This window comes from Wolbachia endosymbiont (group A) of Sympetrum striolatum (assembly GCF_947250715.1).
Taxonomy (GTDB): domain Bacteria; phylum Pseudomonadota; class Alphaproteobacteria; order Rickettsiales; family Anaplasmataceae; genus Wolbachia.
This window is the reverse complement of sequence record NZ_OX366342.1, coordinates 1,004,960-1,020,149: the sequence shown is the minus strand read 5'-3', so window position 1 is coordinate 1,020,149 and position 15,190 is coordinate 1,004,960. Positions and strand designations below refer to the sequence as shown.

The 15,190-nt window shown below is 35.5% G+C and carries 12 protein-coding genes; 5 read left to right on the top strand and 7 right to left on the bottom strand.

The window, feature by feature from the left end; genetic code table 11:
• Nucleotides 1–492: 492 nt before the first annotated feature.
• The 6 genes from typA to OOK87_RS04940 all read right to left on the bottom strand — a co-directional run bounded on the left by typA (nucleotide 493) and on the right by OOK87_RS04940 (nucleotide 8,191).
• Nucleotides 493–2,322 carry a translational GTPase TypA gene (gene typA / locus OOK87_RS04965; RefSeq protein ID WP_264688262.1) on the bottom strand — a complete coding sequence of 610 codons (1,830 nt, stop codon included), beginning with the start codon at nucleotides 2,320–2,322 and terminating at the stop codon, nucleotides 493–495.
• A gap of 105 nt (nucleotides 2,323–2,427) precedes the next feature.
• Nucleotides 2,428–3,024 carry an orotate phosphoribosyltransferase gene (pyrE, locus tag OOK87_RS04960; protein WP_253309661.1) on the bottom strand — a complete coding sequence of 199 codons (597 nt, stop codon included), beginning with the start codon at nucleotides 3,022–3,024 and terminating at the stop codon, nucleotides 2,428–2,430.
• Nucleotides 3,025–3,027: 3 nt separating this feature from the next.
• Entirely contained in the window at nucleotides 3,028–4,212 is a 1,185-nt protein-coding gene (locus tag OOK87_RS04955) for a dicarboxylate/amino acid:cation symporter (RefSeq protein ID WP_264688261.1), read from the bottom strand.
• Between the two features lie 1,007 nt (nucleotides 4,213–5,219).
• Nucleotides 5,220–6,545 carry a dihydroorotase gene (locus OOK87_RS04950; protein ID WP_264688260.1) on the bottom strand — a complete coding sequence of 442 codons (1,326 nt, stop codon included), beginning with the start codon at nucleotides 6,543–6,545 and terminating at the stop codon, nucleotides 5,220–5,222.
• A gap of 257 nt (nucleotides 6,546–6,802) precedes the next feature.
• Entirely contained in the window at nucleotides 6,803–7,909 is a 1,107-nt protein-coding gene (locus OOK87_RS04945) for a hypothetical protein (protein WP_264688259.1), read from the bottom strand.
• Nucleotides 7,910–8,011: 102 nt separating this feature from the next.
• Entirely contained in the window at nucleotides 8,012–8,191 is a 180-nt protein-coding gene (locus tag OOK87_RS04940) for a hypothetical protein (RefSeq protein ID WP_253302580.1), read from the bottom strand.
• Here OOK87_RS04940 and OOK87_RS04935 point away from each other — a divergent pair.
• Both OOK87_RS04935 and secF read left to right on the top strand, forming a co-directional pair.
• Nucleotides 8,112–10,034, top strand: a complete 1,923-nt coding sequence (locus tag OOK87_RS04935; RefSeq protein WP_458694280.1) for a heme lyase CcmF/NrfE family subunit — start codon at nucleotides 8,112–8,114, stop codon at nucleotides 10,032–10,034. The genes OOK87_RS04940 and OOK87_RS04935 overlap by 80 nt on opposite strands.
• A 1,007-nt stretch (nucleotides 10,035–11,041) precedes the next feature.
• On the top strand, nucleotides 11,042–11,917 hold the full coding sequence (gene secF / locus OOK87_RS04930) for a protein translocase subunit SecF (protein WP_264688257.1): 876 nt from the start codon (nucleotides 11,042–11,044) through the stop codon (nucleotides 11,915–11,917).
• 6 nt (nucleotides 11,918–11,923) lie between these two features.
• Here secF and OOK87_RS04925 read toward each other — a convergent pair whose 3' ends face one another.
• On the bottom strand, nucleotides 11,924–12,439 hold the full coding sequence (locus OOK87_RS04925) for a TIGR02281 family clan AA aspartic protease (RefSeq protein WP_264688256.1): 516 nt from the start codon (nucleotides 12,437–12,439) through the stop codon (nucleotides 11,924–11,926).
• Between the two features lie 134 nt (nucleotides 12,440–12,573).
• Between OOK87_RS04925 and yidC the strand changes: the two genes are divergently transcribed.
• Genes yidC through nusB form a run of 3 tightly spaced genes read left to right on the top strand, consistent with a single transcriptional unit; the run spans nucleotide 12,574 to nucleotide 15,171 of the window.
• Nucleotides 12,574–14,283 (top strand): membrane protein insertase YidC, encoded by a 1,710-nt coding sequence (gene yidC, locus OOK87_RS04920; protein ID WP_264688255.1) that lies wholly within the window; start codon nucleotides 12,574–12,576, stop codon nucleotides 14,281–14,283.
• Nucleotides 14,261–14,689 carry a 6,7-dimethyl-8-ribityllumazine synthase gene (locus tag OOK87_RS04915; RefSeq protein ID WP_253309653.1) on the top strand — a complete coding sequence of 143 codons (429 nt, stop codon included), beginning with the start codon at nucleotides 14,261–14,263 and terminating at the stop codon, nucleotides 14,687–14,689. The genes yidC and OOK87_RS04915 overlap by 23 nt, the downstream gene beginning before the upstream one ends.
• Nucleotides 14,689–15,171, top strand: coding sequence for a transcription antitermination factor NusB (gene nusB, locus OOK87_RS04910; RefSeq protein WP_264688254.1), 483 nt, complete (start codon nucleotides 14,689–14,691; stop codon nucleotides 15,169–15,171). Before OOK87_RS04915 ends, nusB begins: the two co-directional genes overlap by 1 nt.
• The last annotated feature ends 19 nt before the right edge of the window (nucleotides 15,172–15,190 follow it).

Genomic DNA, 15,190 nt, shown 5'->3' with positions numbered 1-15,190 from the left:
TCTTGTCATCCAAGTAGCCCCTTCTCCTGTCATCCAAGTAGCTTGACACTGGTTTACTTTATGATGATGTCATGAAAGTAGCTGACACTGGTTCTTTTTTTCTAGATCCCAGTGTCACGCACTGGGATGACAAAAAAAGGAGCACTGGAATGACAGCAGTCCCACGTCATACCGCGATTCATTCGCGGTATCTCTTAACATAGATCCCGCTAACACGTAGCGGGATGACGAATATACCGCCACGAACCGTCATACCGCGATTCATTCGCGGTATCTCTTAACATAGATCCCGCTAACACGTAGTGGGATGACGGTTGTCGGTGAACCTAAGTTACTTTAGCTACAAACATTAAGAAATTTACCAAATGAAAAAAAAGGCAAAAGAAGCCCCGTGGTTATTATCCGCTTTAAAATATTGGCGTTTTTTATGTTTTAAACGCTTGACAAGCGAGATAGTACGCTGCTACGAAAATTACCTGCAAAAAGAAACCTCTACTCCTTATTCTTTGCCCTTCCTGCACGCTTACGTTCATTTGGATCAAGGAATTTCTTGCGTAAACGTATAGATTTTGGAGTTACTTCCACCAATTCATCATCATCTATATACGCTATCATATCCTCCAGTGTCATTATCTTTGGAGGAGTGAGTTTTATGGCTTCATCACTACCTGAAGCTCTTACGTTTGTTAATTGCTTACCTTTTAGCACGTTTATCTCCAAATCATTGTCACGGCTATGCTGGCCGACAATCATGCCACAATATACCTTATCCTGTGGCTTGATAAACATAATTCCCCTGTCTTGCAAATTGAAAATTGCATACGCCACAGCCTCACCCTTATCTGTAGAAATTAAAACTCCATTGCGCCTTCCAGAAATTGGACCTTTATGTGGAGCATAACTATGAAATAAACGGTTAATTATGCCTGTGCCCCGAGAATCAGTTAAAAACTCTCCTTGATAACCAATTAATCCTCTTGATGGCACTAAAAACGTTAATCTTGTCCTACCATTACCAGAAGGTCTCATGTCAGTCACTTCACCTTTTCGGAAGCTGAGTTTTTCCATGATGATTCCACTATATTCATCATCTACATCAATTACTACTTCCTCTATAGGTTCAAGTTTTTTGCCATCTTCTTCCTTAAATAGCACGCGAGGGCGTGATACTGAAAGCTCAAAACCTTCTCTCCTCATATTTTCAATTAACACTCCAAGCTGTAGCTCACCACGTCCACCTACTTCAAACGCTTCACCACTTGATGCCAAAGTTACGGTAATTGCAACATTTGTTTCTGCTTCTGCATATAAACGATCCTTTATAACGGTTGAGTTAAGCTTTGTTCCCTCTTGTCCGGCAAAAGGTGAATCATTAACACTCAGAGTAATCGCCATCGTCGGCGGATCAACTGGAGTTGAGCTTACTGCAGTTGTAACCTCTGGTACTGCTATAGTGTCAGAAACTGAAGCTTTCTCAAGTCCTGCAATTGCAATTATGTCTCCCGCCACAGCTTGTTCTACTGGAATACGTTTCAAGCCAGAAAATGAGAGCAACTTAGTTAATCTCCCTCGTTCAATTACTTTACCGTCCAGATCAAGTACCTTAAGATCTGAATTGACTTTTGCAACGCCCTGATAAACCTTTCCTGTCAATATTCTGCCAAGAAACTTATCAGACTCAAGTAGAGTGACCAACATAGCAAAAGGGGCATTTTGATCATAAACAGAAGGTTTTATATAATCTATAACCGTTGAAAATAATGGGCTTAAATCTTTTCTTTCATCAGAAAGCTCCTTAGCACACCAACCATTTCTACCTGAAGCATACAACACTGGAAAATCTAGCTGCTCCTTGGTTGCATCAAGGTTAAAAAATAACTCATATATTTCATTTAATACTTCATCAATTCTGCTGTCTGGTCGGTCGACCTTATTGATTATCACAATTGGCTTCAAATTTGCTTTTAGTGCTTTTGACAACACAAATTTAGTTTGTGGCATGGGACCTTCCGCAGCGTCAACCAGCAGCAACACACCATCTGCCATGCACAATACCCTTTCTACTTCTCCACCAAAGTCTGCGTGCCCTGGCGTATCAATAATATTGATTTTTTCATCACCCCACATTATTGATGTGCATTTTGCAAGTATTGTAATTCCGCGCTCACGTTCTTGGTCGCCACTATCCATAACTCGCTCTTGAACTTCTTGATTCTCACGGAACGTGCCACTTTGTTTTAACATGTTATCAAGCAAAGTAGTTTTACCGTGGTCAACGTGTGCGATTATTGCTATATTACGGATCGATTTAAATTCGTTCATTTTCTATCATTTCAAAATTAATTTAGTAATAAGTATACATAAAATACACTTGGAGTAAATAACTAAAGCTGTGTATAAGTGCTGTGTTTCCAAGATATTATAGGATTACTTTGTTAAATATTCTCTACTCCCAGGTTTTGTTATGGGTAGTTGTTTTAATTCACTTGGAAGTTCTTCCTCGCTGTAGTTTTGGATGTTCAGTTCAATCAAAGATATGACAGGAAAAGGCAGTTTCGTTTCACTATTCCTCTTTATTAGAGAAGCTTCAGCAATGACTTTACCTCCCTCCCCTTCTGCACATTTCACTGCTTCAAGTGAAGATTTGCCTGTGGTTATCACATCCTCGATAAGTAATATTTTCTCACCCTTTTTGATCTTAAATCCACGGCGTAATTCAAACTTGCCATTAACGCGCTCGCAAAACATTGTCTTTATTCCAAGCTGCCTGCCAATCTCATAACCTACAACTATTCCGCCAATTGCAGGAGATAATATTAAATCTATGGAGCTATTTAATTCTTTTTTTATTTTATCTGCCAGTAATGCGCAAACTTTCATGGCTCTGCTTGGATTTTCAAAAATTTTAGCGCATTGTATATATGTATTGCTATGCAATCCAGAAGATAAAACAAAATGCCCATGCAAAATTGCTTCTGCTTCTTTAAATTCTTTTATTATTAGGTTGTTTTCGTCTAATATCATTTTTTAAGTTTCACTATTACATTCTTTATTAATTATCTGAGTGATACAAATATCAGACCACACGTTTATTGCAGTTTCAAACATATCGATGATTGTATAAATAGGCAAAATCAGTCCCATAATATGCAGAGGAACATTCATCGACATGAGATAACTGGTTGCCATAAAATAGCACCCCATCGGCACTCCAGCGTTACCAATTGCTGCACTAGTTGCTAAAAAAATCCATATAAACATTTCGCTTAAGGAAAATGCGCATCCATTCATCTCTGCAACAAACATTACAGTGATTAGTATAAATGCAGCACATGCATTCATATTAATTGTTGTGCATATTGGTAAAATAAAGGACGACAATTTCTTTGGCACCTTTAGCTTATTTTGCACACAGTCTATAGTTGTTGGCAATGTTGCACTGGATGATTTAGAAAAAAACGCAAGTGTGAGTGCCGGCATAACCCCTTTCAGCGTTTGAATTGGTGATATGCCTTTATACCACATAAGTAGCGGTAAAATCAGAAATGCCTGCACAAAATTTGCAGACATTATGCAAACAAAATACCATAAAAGACTGTAGAACTCGCTACCACCTTTTAATTCGTGCAAAAAACATGTAATAAAAGACCACACAGCAAGTGGAACAAGCTTTAGTAACCCCTGAGCAATTTTAAGTAACGTATCGAAAAGTGCAGAGAATATTTGATGTAATATGTCCTGCTTTTCTTTTGAAAGTGAAACAATAGCTCCACCCATCAAAAAAGCGATCAATATGCTACCAATAACGTTATTTTCAAGAAAAACTTGCACAAAATTCGAAGGAATGAGTGATTTTAAGTATGAAAAGTAACTGTAATTGTTATTATCCAAACTTCCTATCGTGTTACATATGAAATTTTCTTTCACTGGGTCTATTAGCAGGTAAAACAATAATGCAACAAACGCAGCTATAATAGTTGTAAGCAGCGTATAAAATAGTGTTTTCTTAACTAAGGTTTTAATTTCGATTGAGTCTTTAAGTCCTGAAATTGTGGAAACTATTGATAGAAAAACTAAAGGTAAACTTATTAATTTCAACAAACTAACAAATATGTCACTAAACAGCTTTGCTATTTCAAATATAATCTCACTGTTTAAATAGTAAGCAACTATTGCAAACAGTATAGAAAAGAGTATTGCAAACTTGTGCATTGAAAATAAAACTTCAAAGTAACATTATACAACAATTTTGCTGTTTTGGAATCAGATTGATAGACAAAATAACTTTACAAATTAGGAAAAGATAAGAGGATGCGTTTATTCGGAGACAGTAGACTTCTTGCATAACCCAAACTAAGTAGAAAAAGGTATCATCCGAGTAGTTGACACTGGTTCCTTTATGACGGCAGTGCCCAGATACTGGAATCCAGCCTTTCTGCAATCTCATCGAAAACGTTTTTCTATGCTAGTTTGCTTGTGAGCAAGCAAACTTTCCTGGATCCCAATGTCTGGGCACTGGGATGACACCCTACTTAACCGTCATACCGCGATTCATTCGCGGTATCTCTTAACATAGATCCCGCTAACAAGCAGCGGGATGACGATTATCGTTTAGCCATAAATATTAAGAAATTTACCGAATAAAAAAAAAGGCAAAAGAAGCCCCATGGTTAACTAGTTATTTATATGTACTTCAAAATATTGGCGTTTTTTTTCTAAACGCTTAATAACCTCGATTCAGCCGCTTTTAAATGCGACTAACCTAAATTACAAACATTAAGAAATTTACTAAGTGAAAAAAAAGGCAAAGAAACCCTAAGGTAGCTAGTATTCAAATTCTCCCTTGTCTATTTGACGTCTTTTGCTGTCTTAAACGCTTTATAAGCGCGTTTCGGCTTGTATAGGTAGAAACCTAAAAGTTTTATAAAAACATGAGGTGCACATAGTGCAAAAAATTAAGCATGATTTACGCCAAATACATTAAGTTTTTTTGTTATTAATCCACTGCAGAGATTGCGAAGGTAAATAATTAGCTTCAGTTTCATGATAAGGGAGCTGGCGGAGTTTGTCAAGGAAGTTTTTCGTTTCTATTCCCAATAAAAGTTTATTATATGGTTATGCAAGAAGTCTAGTGGAATTGGCTAATATTTCTTAATTTAAATTCAGGTGCACTTAGCCCATTCTGGTGATAACAAATTGGAACAGATAAGGTATGATAACTAACTTTTCTGTGAGTATATAGTTTTGCCAGACACAACAGTACGTACCACGTGCCCTTTTACTTTGCGCCCATCGAAAGGGGAATTCTTTGATTTACTAGCAAAGTTGTCAGTTTTAATTTCCCATTCATGATTGAGGTCAACTAAAATTAAGTCTGCAGCAAGGTTTTTTTGTATACGACCACGTGATACGTGTATTATATCTGCAGGCTTATATGTCAATTTTGCAAGCACATCAAGTAGACCCATTTGCCCACTGTGGTAAAGTTCAAGTGAAAGGGGCAGCATTGTTTCAAGGCCAACAATACCAAATGCAGCATTTTCAAGTGGAAGATCTTTAGAATTACGATCATGCGGAGCGTGATCGGTTGCAATGCAATCAATCACACCTGTCTTTAAACCTTCAACCATAGCTAAACGATCTTCTTCAGTGCGAAGCGGCGGGTTCATTTTTGCAATTGCTCCATGTTGTTTTACTATATTTTCAGTCAAAGTGAAGTGATGAGGGGTTACTTCACATGTAACATTTAATCCCAAATCTTTCGCACGTTTAATAGCATCAAGTGAATCTTTTGAAGAGACATGTAGAATATGGTAGTGCACATTTTCCATATCTTTCATGAGCAGTATATCACGATTTACCATAACCGATTCTGACGCACTCAAGATTCCCTTTACTCCCAATTCTTCAGAAATTTTACCTTCGTTGATTGCACCACCTGCTGATAAATTTAAATCTTCTGCATGTTGAGCAATAGGAACACCCAGCATACTTGAATAAAGCAGCGCCTGTCTCATAATCATTGGGTTCATAACTGGCATGCCATCATCAGTGAACCCAACCGCACCTGCTTCCTTTAAAAGTGCCATTTCAGTCAACTTTTCTTCCGAAGTGGTAATTTTAGCGTAAAATTCAACGTTTACATGTGAAGTTTCAAGTGCTCTATATTTCAAATATTTAGCCAAAACAACGCTATCAATTGCTGGAACAGTGTTCGGCTGACAAACTACAGTTGTAACGCCTCCCGCAGCTGCAGATTTGCTGCCTGTATATATAGTTTCTTTATGTTCTTGGCCTGGTTCACGAAAATGTACGTGAATGTCAATAAGGCCTGGCATTAGAACAAGCCCTTTACAGTCTATTGTTTCATCGACCCCACTTGTTGAAAATAATGATTCACCAAAGTCAACAATTTTATCCCCTTCAGTCAATAATGAACCTTTTATATCAAGCTTAGTTTCGGGATCGATAACACGAGCATTAATATATGCAATTTTATAGCCTTCCTTTTGCCCTGTTTGCAGCAAATTCCAAGTTTGAGTCATTATATTTGAGTATCGATTATAAAATAAATCTAAAGTTTTTTTAACAAAATACAACCAAATAAAAACGCAGACTAAAGTTGCGAGAGCTGTCTTGAATTAAAATTGTCCCAAAAATTTGGCTCTTATAACCGAGTTACTTCAGTTTTAACGTTAATATGAAAAACTCTTAGCTCTGTTGAAGGATTTTCCAGTTGAATATCTAGCTCATTCTGTATGTTCGATAAACAAATCAAAGCTGAGTCAAAATTTTCATCACACTACTTCGCTTCATGCATACCATCGATTATTTCCTCTAATTCTTCCACATCATCCATTTCTTGCGGCGCACTTTTTAATATCGCTTTTATTTGGTTTAAATTTTGACGAATTTTCTCCTGATATCCAGCAATTCTCTCTTGATATATATCAATTATTTTTTGACATGCGTTGCCTCTAAATGGATGTTCTTTTTTCTCTTTTATGTAAGAACTTTGAAAGTCTTTACAGTTAAGGATTGCTTCTCTATGTTTTTTTATGTCATTAATTGCACTGACTATCGACTTATCTATTTTCTTCAAATTTTCTTCCCGTCCTTCTCTTTTAATTATACTTTTGGATTCATTTTTCATTTGGTTCATTTTGTCATACAGGTTTCTGCATTCTTTGTAAGATACCATTGGTTGTAATATTCCTTCTTCTACACCTTTATTGTAAAAATTCTTCAACTCATTACTTGATAGTATTGTTATAGCATCTTCCCTTTTGCCTTGTGATTTAGGATACTTTTTATTCAATGAACTAACATGATTTAACAAGAAATCTTTAACTAGCTCTTCCTTTTTAACTTCAGCTAATTTTTCTAGTGTTTCTATATATTTCAGAACTTCCGCAAAGAGCTGTCCACCAGATGGAGCAAATCCTTGAAGTGGTTTACTCTGAGCTTTATAAAAATCGGTTTGTAAAAAATCTTCAGCTTGTTTTTTTATTACTGAAAGTTCATTGAAGGCTTTTTCTGGATTGATTTTTCTCAAAATACCAACAGTTTTTCTAATCGCTTTTTCTCTCTTTTTATTATCTTGCTTTTCATTTAATATCAGATGTTCAGTTTTGGTAAAAGCATTACCTTGATCACTCTTTGCAATGTTACAAACGATGTTTTTTACAACTTTTTCAGTTGCTGCATAATCTATTTCTTTTGCAAAGCAGTCAACAAATGATTGCCAAACTTTTTTATTAACAAGCTTACTTGTCTTATTTTCAAAATCTTCTCTACTTTTGAATCCTAAAATAGTATAGAGATTTTTTTCAACTATTGGTTCGGCATGTTGTTTTGCCACTTTACCTTTTATATTGAATGGAAATTTACTAATCTTAGTTGTACCCACAATGTTACCTCAATATTAACGCTATCTATAAAAGTATAAAGATTTAATATTTAATTTTTAATTAATACTAGCACAGCTAACTACGGGGGCATTATGCTAGCATCAATAGCAAGCGTCAATTAACACTTTAACTTCTAACTTGTCATCAGTAATATTGTTTATATAAAAACTATAATTTTTTATGCCTGAACTTGGGAATATATTGCTACTCATAGCCTGCTTATTGTCTTTGACATATTTGTTTTTACCGCTTAGTTCTTGTCGGTTTATTACCACTGCCATATTTTTTTGTGTATCAACATCAATGGCTATTTTGATCTACTGCCACATTACAAATGATTTCTCACTCGAAAACGTATATTACCACTCACACACAACAAAACCTTTGATCTATAAGATTTGTGGAGTTTGGGGAAATAAAGAAGGGTCTATGTTGCTTTGGACATTAGTGCTTACCTTTTACCTATTTATGATGGGTATTTTTACTGATAACGACAGTAAATTGAAGAAAGTATCCTTGATCACCCAAGGCTTGATTTGCTTTTGTTTTTTACTGTTCACTTTACTTGAATCCAGCCCCTTCACTAAAATGCCAAGCGTTGAAAAAGATGGATTGGGTTTTAATCCGATATTGCAAGATATAGGCCTTGCTATTCATCCACCGATATTATATTTGGGGTACCTTGGATTTAGCGTTCCTTTTTCGCTCTCTATAGCTGGATTAATTGCAAATACTGAAGGAAATGTTTGGGCTAAAATTGTCAGGCCTTGGGTACTTATTTCTTGGTCGCTGCTCACTTTGGGCATCAGCTTGGGTAGCTGGTGGGCATATCGCGAACTTGGGTGGGGTGGATTTTGGTTTTGGGATCCAGTGGAAAACGTTTCTTTGATACCGTGGCTAATTGCAGTGGCGCTGACACATTTGTTGCTCGTTGTACGAAATTTCAATACTTTAAGGAATTTCGCTATTTTACTTACGCTTACAACTTTTATATTGAGTGTAACTGGAACATTTCTAGTCCGCTCAGGAATACTCACCTCAGTGCACACGTTTGCAGATGACTCAAGGTATGGACTGTATATATTAGCTCTACTTGGTGTAATTACAGTCAGTAGCTTAGTAATATTTGTAGTGTTTACGAGAAAAAATCGCACATCTTTCCAGTGCTCGACATTGGAATCCAGAAAGAAATCTGCTACTCAAGTGACAGAGGGTAGAAGATTCTTTTCACGCCTTACGATGATGCTGATGAACAATTTATTATTTATTACTGCCTTTTTCATCGTGTTCGTTGGCACTTTATACCCTACAGTGCTTGAGTATTTAACCGGTGAATTAATTTCAGTTGGAGCACCATATTACAATTCTTTATTTAATCCTATTGCACTGGCTATTCTAGTGCTCACCATGATCGGGCAATACTGCCGTTGGCAGGGAAATAGTCTATTGCTAATATTTCGTGAATACAGATTTTCATTCTGTAGTGCTGCAGCTATTTTGCCGTTTATCTTTCACATGGAGCTAATAATTGTGCTATCAATTACTATCTCCATAGCATTATTAATCTTTGTTTTAGAAGCATATAGTAAAAGAATTTGTTTATTTAAGGTAGCATTTGGTGAATCAATTTTATTAGCAAGAAAAGTTTCTAAATCCTACTATGCAATGATGGCAGCTCATGCTGGAGTGGCAATTTTAGTGCTTGGTATAGCTTATTCAGTTGGTTGGCAGGAGAAAAAAGAAAATTACTTAAAAATAGGGGATAGCATAACAGTCAATAAATTTAAAGTTACTTTACGAAATATTGAGCTAATAAAAGAAAAAAATTTCCATGCAGTGAGAGGTACAATGGATATCAAGAATTTGCTGAATAATAAGATATTGGGTGAGATAACCCCTGAATATAGATTTTACCTTGTGGAAGGTCAGAAAAATGTTGAAAGCAGTATCTACCACAATTTGCTTTCTGATATTTATGTTGTAATCGGTGAGATTGATAAGAGTAAGAGCAAAATCGCAGCTAAAGTGCACTATAAACCTGGAATGTCTATAATCTGGCTTGGATCCTTCCTCATCGCTTTTGGTTCGCTCCTTGCTGCTTTTCCTTTATTGAGAAGATTTTAATAGGACTCCTTTATACTATAACGAAAAAACTTCCTTGACAAACTCCGCCAGCGCCCTTATCATGGTATTGAAGGTGTTCAGTTATCTTCATCTGTGCAGATTAAACAGCAAGAAAACAACGTAGTTGGCGTCTTATTTTTAATTTTTTGCACTATGTGCACCTTATGTCTTCACAATATTTCTAGGTTTTTACCTACACAAGCTGAAACGCGCTTATAAGTCGTTTAAGACAGTATAGTACGCCAATTTGCAGGATTAGAGAGTGACAACTAGCTAACGCGGGGTTTCTTTTGCCTTTTTTTCTGCTTAGTGAATTTCTTAAACATTTATAGCTTAAGTTAGTTGCACTTAAAAGCAGCTAAATTGCAGTGTTTAAGACTTAAAAAACGCCAAATACTGAAAATAGACAATGACTAGGGCTTCTTTTGCCTTTTTTTTGTTTGGTAAATTCCTTAATATTTATAGCTAAACGACAACCGTCATCCCGCTGCTTGTTAGCGGGATCTAGAGATACCGCGGCGGTATGACGGTTCGTGGCGGTATGACGGTTCGCGGCGGTATAGTAATTCGTCATCCCGCTACTTGTTAGCGGGATCTATCCGCGGCGGTATGACGTAGGACCGCTGTCATTCCAGTCTGGAATCTAGTTCTTATTGTACATTTACTTAGTGTAGAGTTAAGTTTCCTGGATCCAAGTAGTCTGGGCACTGGGACGACACCCTTTTGGATGAAAACCTCAGCTACTTTCATGACACCATTCTTTCTTCTGGATCCCAGTGTCAAGCACTGGGATGACATCATAGGGGTACTAGCCTGACAACCGTCATCCCGCTGCTTGTTAGCGGGATCTAGAGATACCGCAGCGGTATGACGTAGGACTGCTGTGATACCATTATAGAGTGAACCAGTGTCAGCTACTCGGATGACAGAGAAGTCCAATCACAGAATAAACTAGTGAATTTTTTGAAAAGTATATAAAATTCAAGTGATTATTTTAAGTAAATAGCATGGCACTTAGACTCATTCCAGATAACCTCAATATCAAGTTTAGTAAATATAGGGATTTGACTGCACTCGTTAGCATTATTTTTATCATCTTTTCAATGCTCACTGTTGTTCTGCGTGGAGTGAACTTAGGCATAGACTTTGCAGGCGGAATTTTGATAGAGATAAAATCTTCAGATGAGAATCACTCTATTCTCGATGCATTAAAAGAAAATAGTTTTACAGTGCAGAGTTCAAAAGCGGGTGATAATTTAGTCATGCGTTTTAAAGATGAAGGAGATGAAGATAAAATCAAAAAGATAAAAAGCATACTAGAAGAAAAGCTAGGTAGCTCAATAAGCTATCGTAAAATAGACTATGTTGGCCCACAAATAAGCTCAACACAAATATTTGAAGGAATGTTATCCATGTTGATCGCAATTGTTGGAATATTTTTTTACGTTTGGTTTAGATTTAATTGGCAATGTGGATTCAGTGGAATAACAGCACTGATTCATGACGTGATTTTAACTGTTGGTTTTATTAGCCTAACTGGCATTGAGTTTAATATTTCATCAGTTGCAGCTCTCCTCACTGTCATTGGTTATTCAATCAATAACTCAGTAATTATATACGATCGGATTCGAGAGTATTGCAAGAGTGGTAAAAGTGGGCGGATGAGTGAGATAGTAGATGCAAGTATCAACGCTACATTATTTCGCACTATATTAACCTCGGGTACAACCCTTCTTGCTGCTCTTCCTTTGACATTAATCTGCACAGATGCAGTGAGAGACTTCAGCTTGATCATTTTTTTTGGTATTTTGATTGGCACTTGTTCTGCAATATTTATTTCTGCTCCTATATTAACCTACAGAGCTTTGATAAGTAGATTGTAGAAGTGTTTAGTCGCGGTATAATATCAACTTATTATCTCTTATAGTGAAATGAAAATACCTTAAAAAGCTCATTCCAAGTAGTGAATGAGACATAGAATGAGTGTTAACGCTCGCCTGTACATCATTAACTAAAAAATTCCCTATTTTAACCTGAGGGATGTGAACAACACCAGCTTTTATTTGACCTTTAGCAGTTTCATATATTTTAAAATCCTGAACGTTTTGTAAGTTAATACCAACATGTAATGCGTCTTTTTGTGATAGAACAATATCGGTTGCTCCGGTATCAAGCAAAAACGTTATATTGCGATCATTGACCTGAGCCTGAATATAAAAGTGTCCATCGTATGATTTCGTAAATTCGATACTTCCACTATTCTGACCACTATTCTGAATTCTCCCTTTATATGGTAAAAAAGTACTGAGAAATCTGTCGCTTAGTTTGTCCCTTTGTGAATCAATAAGCATTGAAGTGGTAGCTATTATTAGTAACCAAATAACTAGATTTTTCAACGCGTTCATATTGTTAAAATTTGAAGCTATTAAAATAAATTTTAAAGATTAGCGTTAAAAGTTATTATTAAAAATAAGTAAATTTCATTGTTTTAGTACAATATTTAATATACACTTTAAGAAGATATGTTTGATTTAATTTCATGTCAGAAGCAAAAAGTTTAATTTTAGCAGCTATCCTTTCCATGTTGATCATGGTATCTTGGCGCATTATTTATGATAATTTTTTTAGTGCAAACCACAACCAGCCATTGATTGAAAATATTGAACATATCGAATCTTTTAACGACCTTGCTCCTATAATACACCAAAATCGTTCTGAAATTATTAATTCCACTCGAGAACAGAGGGTTAGTTTAACCAATAACATGATTAAAGGATCAATTTCTTTGAAAGGTGCAAGGTTTGATGACTTAATCTTAACTAACTACCACTTAGAACCAAGTTCTTCTTCTCCACAAGTGGTGTTACTGTCACCTGCAGAATCAAAAGATGTATATTTCGCAGAATTTGGGTGGCTCGATCCGAATGAAAAGATTAAAGTTCCAGATTCTAAGGCAGTCTGGCAAGCAGATAAACTCAATCAAAAAGAGGTCAATTTATTTTGGGATAATGAAAATGGCATTTTATTTAGAATGAAAATTAGCCTTGACGATAACTACATGTTTAAAGTTGAGCAAATTATTGAAAACAATACAAAAGATAATGTAGTTTTGGTTCCTTATGGTAGAATTAACCGTAAACGTGACAATATCAACGAATCTTATTGGATATCCCATGAAGGAGTACTGGGTGCATTTGATAATAAACTAGAGGAGTGGACATATAAGGATATTTCCAAAAAACATTTAATAAAAGCAAGCACGAGTGAAAAAAATTGGTTTGGTTTTGCTGATAAATACTGGCTTACAGCCATCATACCTGAGAAATCCGATAAAATAAATGTAAGCATTAAGCATACTAACGCTAATGATATTGATAAATTTCAAGTAGATTTTGTCAAACCTTATAAGAGCATACTTCCTGGCGCAAGTGTTTCTAATGTGAATTATTTTTTTGCTGGAGCAAAAAAGTTGAATTTACTGGATTCTTATAAGGATACTCTCAATATACCTTTGTTTGATAAAGCTGTAGATTTTGGTGTTCTTTATTTTATAACCAAGCCAGTGTTTTTACTGCTTGAATATTTTAACTTCGTTTTAAAAAATTTTGGCTTAGCAATATTATTGCTGACTTTAGTAATCAAACTTTTGATGCTTCCCTTATCTAATAGATCATATATTTCGATGTTCAAGGTGAAAAGCCTGCAGCCTGAATTAACTCGTATAAAAGAGTTGTATAAAAATGACAGCTTAAAGCAGCACAAAGAGACAATTGCGTTGTTCAAGAGAAACAATGTAAACCCAATGTCGAGCATTTTTCCCATGCTAATACAAATACCGGTATTTTTTGCTCTATATAAAGTATTATTTGTTACTATAGAGATGAGACATGCTCCTTTTTTTTTATGGATTAAGGATCTTTCAGCTCCTGACCCAACGAACATCTTTACATTATTTGGGTTGTTTAATTATAACTTTCCTATTTCTATAGGCATTTTACCTATAATTTTCGGTGCCACCATGATAATTCAGCAGAAGCTAAGTGAGAAAGATCAAACCAATAAAGATGATATTCAAGTAAATGTTATGAAGTTTTTACCTTACATTTCTGTCTTTATTTTTTCTTCTTTTCCTGCCGGCCTGGTAATATATTGGATATTTAGTAATATTATAACTTTAATTCAACAATCATTAATAAAGTTGTTTTTAACGAAAAAAGTGGTAGTAAATGTCGAAAATACTAATAGTTAATTCAATTTATTATGCTGAAATAGCAAACCTTTTGCTTGAAGGTGCAGTCGATAGATTAAAAGAAAGTCATGCAAGCTATGACATAATTGAAGTTCCTGGTGCATTTGAGATACCAGCTACAATTCTCTTTGCAGTAAAAAGCAAGAATGCTAATTATGACGGTTATTTAGCTCTTGGGTGCGTGATTCGCGGTGAAACTGATCATTATCAATACGTTTGTAAAGGGGTAATCGAAGGTTTAAATGAGGTTGTTATGCATTATGCAATACCCTTTGGTATGGGCGTAATTACCGCTGACAGCAAAGATAAAGCACTAGTTAGAGCTGACAAAAACAAAAAGAACGTTGGTGGCCATGCAGCCTCAACTGTTTTGCATATGATAGATTTACACAATAAATTAAAATAATGGAGGAAAAACCAGTAGATAAAAAGTGGCGCATAAAAAGAAGTACGGCAAGATTTCTTGCTGTACAAATTGCTTATTCAAATATTTTCGTAGGTTACAACAAAAGCACTTTTAAACTGGAAAATTGTGAGCTTAAGAACTACATAAGTAAGTTGAAAGATATATTTGAATGTGAAGAATTTGAACATCAGTTCTTAGAAAACTTGTTATATAAGGTTATAAAAAGCAGTGAAGAATATGATAAAATAATAGAGTCTTATTTACATCCAAGCTGGTCCCTCTCACGTTTAAATCTTATAAGCTTATCTATCTTGCGTGTTGCAATATGTGAGTTAGCTAATTGTGATACGCCAGTTCCAGTTGTCATTAATGAATATACTAACATTGCATCTGATTTACTTGATAAACCAAGCGAAATTGGTTTTATTAATGGGTTATTGGATAAGGCAAAAGATGCAGTTAAATTAAATAAAAATCCTTAGCAGCTTCTCACAACTATAT

Bases quoted from the DNA above. Each gene is read 5' to 3' on its own strand.
- typA (WP_264688262.1), bottom strand. From the start codon at position 2,322: ATGAACGAATTTAAATCGATCCGTAATATAGCAATAATCGCACACGTT.
- pyrE (WP_253309661.1), bottom strand. From the start codon at position 3,024: ATGATATTAGACGAAAACAACCTAATAATAAAAGAATTTAAAGAAGCA.
- OOK87_RS04955 (WP_264688261.1), bottom strand. From the start codon at position 4,212: ATGCACAAGTTTGCAATACTCTTTTCTATACTGTTTGCAATAGTTGCT.
- OOK87_RS04950 (WP_264688260.1), bottom strand. From the start codon at position 6,545: ATGACTCAAACTTGGAATTTGCTGCAAACAGGGCAAAAGGAAGGCTAT.
- OOK87_RS04940 (WP_253302580.1), bottom strand. From the start codon at position 8,191: ATGGCAGTGGTAATAAACCGACAAGAACTAAGCGGTAAAAACAAATAT.
- secF (WP_264688257.1), top strand. From the start codon at position 11,042: ATGGCACTTAGACTCATTCCAGATAACCTCAATATCAAGTTTAGTAAA.
- OOK87_RS04925 (WP_264688256.1), bottom strand. From the start codon at position 12,439: ATGAACGCGTTGAAAAATCTAGTTATTTGGTTACTAATAATAGCTACC.
- yidC (WP_264688255.1), top strand. From the start codon at position 12,574: ATGTCAGAAGCAAAAAGTTTAATTTTAGCAGCTATCCTTTCCATGTTG.
- OOK87_RS04915 (WP_253309653.1), top strand. From the start codon at position 14,261: ATGTCGAAAATACTAATAGTTAATTCAATTTATTATGCTGAAATAGCA.
- nusB (WP_264688254.1), top strand. From the start codon at position 14,689: ATGGAGGAAAAACCAGTAGATAAAAAGTGGCGCATAAAAAGAAGTACG.